The organism is Methylibium sp. T29, from assembly GCF_000576205.1.
Taxonomy (GTDB): Bacteria; Pseudomonadota; Gammaproteobacteria; order Burkholderiales; family Burkholderiaceae_C; genus Methylibium; species Methylibium petroleiphilum.
This window is the reverse complement of sequence record NZ_AZND01000239.1, coordinates 1-4946: the sequence shown is the minus strand read 5'-3', so window position 1 is coordinate 4946 and position 4946 is coordinate 1. Positions and strand designations below refer to the sequence as shown.

At 64.5% G+C, this 4946-nt stretch carries 5 protein-coding genes; 4 read left to right on the top strand and 1 reads right to left on the bottom strand.

Translation table 11 applies throughout. The annotated features are described in order from the left end of the window. The first annotated feature begins 221 nt into the window (after positions 1-221). From ubiA to x551_RS18405, 4 genes are all read left to right on the top strand, one after another. Positions 222-1145, top strand: coding sequence for a 4-hydroxybenzoate octaprenyltransferase (gene ubiA, locus x551_RS18415; protein WP_036235653.1), 924 nt, complete (start codon positions 222-224; stop codon positions 1143-1145). Between the two features lie 4 nt (positions 1146-1149). Further along, positions 1150-1857: a hypothetical protein gene (locus tag x551_RS25465; protein ID WP_152543583.1), complete on the top strand. Its 708-nt coding sequence runs from the start codon at positions 1150-1152 to the stop codon at positions 1855-1857. 73 nt (positions 1858-1930) lie between these two features. Then, positions 1931-2515, top strand: a complete 585-nt coding sequence (locus x551_RS25460; RefSeq protein ID WP_216701343.1) for a hypothetical protein — start codon at positions 1931-1933, stop codon at positions 2513-2515. A gap of 85 nt (positions 2516-2600) precedes the next feature. Next, on the top strand, positions 2601-3140 hold the full coding sequence (locus tag x551_RS18405; RefSeq protein WP_036235646.1) for a hypothetical protein: 540 nt from the start codon (positions 2601-2603) through the stop codon (positions 3138-3140). 220 nt (positions 3141-3360) lie between these two features. On the opposite strand, the gene x551_RS18400 is transcribed toward x551_RS18405, so the two are convergent. Next, positions 3361-4662, bottom strand: a complete 1302-nt coding sequence (locus x551_RS18400; RefSeq protein WP_253950413.1) for a Glu/Leu/Phe/Val dehydrogenase — start codon at positions 4660-4662, stop codon at positions 3361-3363. Positions 4663-4946: the final 284 nt, after the last annotated feature.

The following is a 4946-nucleotide window of genomic DNA, read 5'->3' as shown; positions in this document are numbered from 1 at the left end:
CGCGGGCAGCGCGGCCTCGTCGGGCAACGGTGGCCGCGACGGCAGCGAGGAGCAGCCCGCCAGCCCGAGCCAGGCCAGCAGCATCGCCACCCGCCACAGCGTCAGCGGGACAACGCGGTGGCGAGGGCGCGGATTCGGCAGGTCGGACGCGAACGAGGGCATGGCGGCGGCTTCGCGCCGATGGTGCCATGCCGCACCCATGCGCCCTACACTCGCGGCCGATGTCCGCTGCGCCCGCTCAAGCACACCCGCCTTCGCGCCTGACGCTCTACCGCCAGCTGATCCGCTGGGACCGGCCGGCCGGCTGGCTGCTGCTGCTGTGGCCGACGCTGGGCGCGCTGTGGCTCGCCGCGGGCGGCTTCCCGGGCTGGCACCTGCTGGCGGTGTTCACGCTCGGCACGGTGCTGATGCGCAGCGCCGGCTGCTGCATCAACGACGTCGCCGACCGCGAGTTCGACCGCCACGTGAAGCGCACCGCCGAGCGGCCGGTGACGCGCGGCGCGGTGTCGGTGAAGGAGGCGCTGGCGGTCGGTGCCGTGCTGGCGTTGGCCGCGTTCGCGCTGGTGCTCACCACCAACGCGCTGACCATCGCGCTGTCGTTCCCGGCACTGGCCGTCGCGGTGGCCTACCCCTACGCGAAGCGCTGCGTGGCGATGCCGCAGGCGGTGCTGGGCGTGGCCTTCAGCTTCGGCATCCCGATGGCCTTCAGCGCGGTGCGCGGCGGCGACGGCGCCTGGAACCTGGCTGCGCTGAACGCGGCCGTGCCCTGGTGGGCCTGGGGCCTGCTGATCGGCAACCTGTTCTGGGTGCTGGCCTACGACACCGAGTACGCGATGGTCGACCGCGACGACGACCTGAAGATCGGCATCAAGACCTCCGCCATCACGCTGGGCCGCCACGACGTGACGGCGGTGATGAGCTTCTACCAGCTCTACCTGCTGGTCTGGGGCGCCATCGGCTTCTGGCAAGGCCTCGGCGTGCCCTTCGCCGCCGGCCTGGCCGCGGCGGCGGTGCAGGTGGCCTGGCACCACGCGCTGATCCGGGACCGCAGTCGCGACGGCTGCTTCAAGGCCTTTCGGTTGAACCACTGGGTGGGGTTCGCGGTGTTTGCAGGGATCGTGGTGGATCTGATGTGTCACGCGTGATGCGTTGCGTTGGGTGATCCAACGCGGCCTGAGTGCTCTCAAGGGTTCGTGGCATCAGGATTTGCATGACCTAGCGATTGACGTCGGCTACGTGCGCCCGGTAGTGTTGCCATGTCCAAACCTTGGCCGCAAAGACGTGACACCCGCTGATCTCGACGCAATCAGAAGCCGAATTGGACGCGCGTTTGCTGCGGCGCAAGACCCGTTCGGTGCCGGCTACCAGACTTTCTATCAAGCTTCCGGCACGGACTTCACAACTAGCTTCAGAGCCTTGGGTGTGAAGGATCCGAAACAACTCGAGGACGATTTCCTAAACCTGTTCATCTGGACTTGGAGCCTCAAGGACTACCTGAAATCAGTTTTCGACGCCAAAGGCCTTAGCGGCAAGGCGGTAGAGGAAGAAGTCAACCGGTGCCCCGCTCTCACCTATGTCGCGGACATTGCCAACCGAGCGAAGCACGGCTCTCTCCGCGAGAGTAGATCTGGGCAATTTGCAGAGCTCGTGGACGTTGGGTTCGACGCCCCACAAGATTCAATCGATCGGATCACAGTCGCGGGGCGGGATGTCACCCTAGACATCAAAAATATTCAGTTGATCCAGATCCATGCCACGGTAGCCACGAATACTGGCGCCAGACTTGACGCACTGGCAGTCCTCAGCGACGCGATGCACTGCTTGGAAACACGAATTCGTCCCAGCATTGCGGCCTAATCATTCCATCAAGCCGCAGGCCACAGCGAGCCGTGGCCTGCGGCTCATGTCAAACATGGACTTCGCGAACTTGATGCAACTCGACACTCTCTTTGAAACCCTCGTCGCGAAGCCAGATGTAGCTAACGCCGTGGCCGCAATCGGCAGCGCCGTCCTAGCCGCGGCCGCTTGCCTGATTTCGCTTGTCTCGCTCTATGTCTCCCACAGGACCGCAAAGCATCAAGAGACGCACGACAGAATGTCTGTTCGACCACTTGTCTACATTGGTGTGGGTGACTACGAGAACAGAATTTACGTAAAGATTCAGAACAACGGCGTCGGTCCCCTCATTCTCAAACGCATCACCATTGATGGCGCATCCGAACCGGACAAGCCATTGATCCACGCGATGCCAAAACTCCCTCCGATGGCGGCATGGACGAACTTCGTAGAGGACATCTCCAGCAGAAGCGTCCCTCCAGGAGGTGAAGTGTTTCTCGTTGACCTTGAGGAAAGCAGCAGCGTCTCACGTGCTTATTTCACACTGGCTCGCGACTCGGTTCGGGTTACGTTGGGCACTTTGACGATCAAGGTCGAGTACACCGATATCTACGAACAGCATCTTCCAGTTGCTGTACGGAAATTGAGCTGGTTTCATCGTCACAGTCTGGCGGCTTGAACGCACGACGCCAATTGATTCGAGCGGCCTCGGTTAGCTCGAACGTTAAGCGTCACGGGCGACCTGTCGCGCGATCTTGCCCTCTATGAAGACACCCGAGCAGTTGCTTAGAGAGAGTGAGGACCGCCTCAATAAGGCGCTCTCGGACTACGAGGCGCCACCAAGCAGTACTCTCGCTCGGGAGTTTTATGAGCTTCGCGTTCAGGCTGCCATCTTCAACTACGACGTGTCCTTTGACGTCGTTTCAATTTGGCATCACGAGCCTGCAGGCTTTGCGGAGAAGGTCGCGCTCAAGGGACTCATTCATAAGCTGTACGAGTACGACCAACTATTGAGCAAGCACCTCGTGGCACGCATGCTGGCGCTTGCGCGCACCCGCGGAGTTGTCATCGAGAGCGCGGACATCAAAGCGGAGCGAAAGAAGTGGAAGGAACAACTCCTGCAACTGCAGCATTGGTCGGATTTGCGCAACCAAGCGACCGGCCACTATGGGCGCGATATTGCCACTCAAGTCGCGCTCCTAAAGCAGGTTCGCCGAGAAGAAGTAATGAACGTTGTTGCCGCCTTCCTATCGTTCAACATTGCCGTGCTCAAGGTGCTAGAGAATGCCGGACGGGCACGGTGATGCCTAACCATTCGCATATGGACCTCCCCGCAAAAGCCGAGGGCTGATTCAACGGAGAGGGCACGGAGGGCTGCAACGGCCGTCGTATACCCGACTTCTATCGCGGGCTGTGCACTGCGAGCCCATGTCGAGATGGAATCCGCTTCAGCGCGACGCTAATCGTTCGAAGCCCCAGGCGCGACGTTTACGGTCGGCGCCATTCGGCGCCCGCCGCACCACCTCAGGGATACAACCCCCGCTCCTCCCGCGCAATCAGGATCCGCTCGCACGCCACCGCAAAGGTCGCCGTGCGCAGCGTGATCTTGTGCAGGTCGGCGGTGTCCCAGATGCGCCGCAGTGCGTCGACCATGATCTTGTCGAGCCGCACGTTGATCTCGTCCTCGGTCCAGAAGAAGGACGAGAAGTCCTGCACCCACTCGAAGTAGCTGACGGTCACGCCGCCGGCGTTGCAGATGACGTCGGGCACCACCAGCACGCCGCGGTCGCGCAGGATGTCGTCGGCCGCGGGCACCGTGGGGCCGTTGGCGCCTTCGAGCACCAGCCTGGCCTTGATGCGCGCGGCGCGCTCGGCGCTGATCACGCCCTCCAGCGCCGCGGGGATCAGGATGTCGGCGTTCACGTCCCAGAACGATTCGCCGTCCATCGCCTCCGCGCCCTTGAAGCCGCCCACGCCGCCCACCTGCTTCACGTAGGGCACCAGCTCGGCGAGGTCGAGCCCCTTGTCGTTGTAGATGGTCCCGGTGTGGTCCTGCGCCGCAACGATCTTCGCGCCGGCCTGGGCGAACAGCTCTGCAGCGGAGCCGCCCACGTTGCCGAAGCCCTGCACCGCCACACGGGCGCCGTCGAGCGCCAGGCCGAGGCGGCGCGCCGCCTCGCGGCCGGTGACGAACACGCCGCGGCCGGTGGCCTTCACGCGGCCCAGCGAGCCGCCCAGGTGGATGGGCTTGCCGGTGACGACGCCGGTCGCGGTGGCGCCGGTGTTCTGCGAGTAGGTGTCCATCATCCAGGCCATGATCTGGCCGTTGGTGTTGACGTCGGGCGCGGGGATGTCGCGCTGCGGGCCGATGATGATGCCGATCTCGCTGGTGTAGCGGCGCGTCATCTTCTCCAGCTCCTTCTGGGAAAGCTGCTTCGGGTCAACGCGGATGCCACCCTTGGCGCCGCCGTAGGGCAGGTTCACCGCGGCGCACTTCACCGTCATCCAGGCCGACAGCGCCATCACCTCTTCCAGCGTCACGTCGGGGTGGTAGCGCACGCCGCCCTTGCCGGGGCCGCGGCTCAGGTTGTGCTGCACGCGGAAGCCCTCGAAGTGGCGCACCGAGCCGTCGTCCATCTCGATCGGCACGTCGACGATCAGCGCGCGCTTGGGTCGCTTCAGCGTCTCGGCCCATTTGCCGAGGTGCCCCAGGTAGGGGATCACGCGATCGACCTGCGACAGGTAGGTCCCCCAGGGGCTGGTGGGTGACGGCGTGACGTAGGAGAGGAAGCTGCTCAGCTGCGTGGGGTCGGTCTTGGCGCTCATGCGGTGTCCTTGTGGGGTCTGGATGACGCCGCGTTCGTGGCGCGGCCACGAGACTTTAGGCGCCGTCGCACCGCTGCGCCTACCGGGTTGATGCCGGGTTTGCATGCCTGCCGCGGGCGGCGTTCATCGACGCGGCCCCCTCGCCCCCGGCCCTCTCCCCCGGTGGCCGGGGGAGAGGAGGCACATCGGCTCAGCCGCCGAACTCGTCGCCCAGCTCGACCGCGCGGCGCTGCGCCGCACGAACGGCGCGCACGATCGCCGCCGGCACGCCGTCGGCCTGCATC

What these genes read in the sequence shown, in the direction of transcription:
- x551_RS25460 (WP_216701343.1), top strand. Translation starts at nt 1,931, where the DNA reads ATGCAACTCGACACTCTCTTTGAAACCCTCGTCGCGAAGCCAGATGTA.
- x551_RS18405 (WP_036235646.1), top strand. Translation starts at nt 2,601, where the DNA reads ATGAAGACACCCGAGCAGTTGCTTAGAGAGAGTGAGGACCGCCTCAAT.
- ubiA (WP_036235653.1), top strand. Translation starts at nt 222, where the DNA reads ATGTCCGCTGCGCCCGCTCAAGCACACCCGCCTTCGCGCCTGACGCTC.
- x551_RS18400 (WP_253950413.1), bottom strand. Translation starts at nt 4,662, where the DNA reads ATGAGCGCCAAGACCGACCCCACGCAGCTGAGCAGCTTCCTCTCCTAC.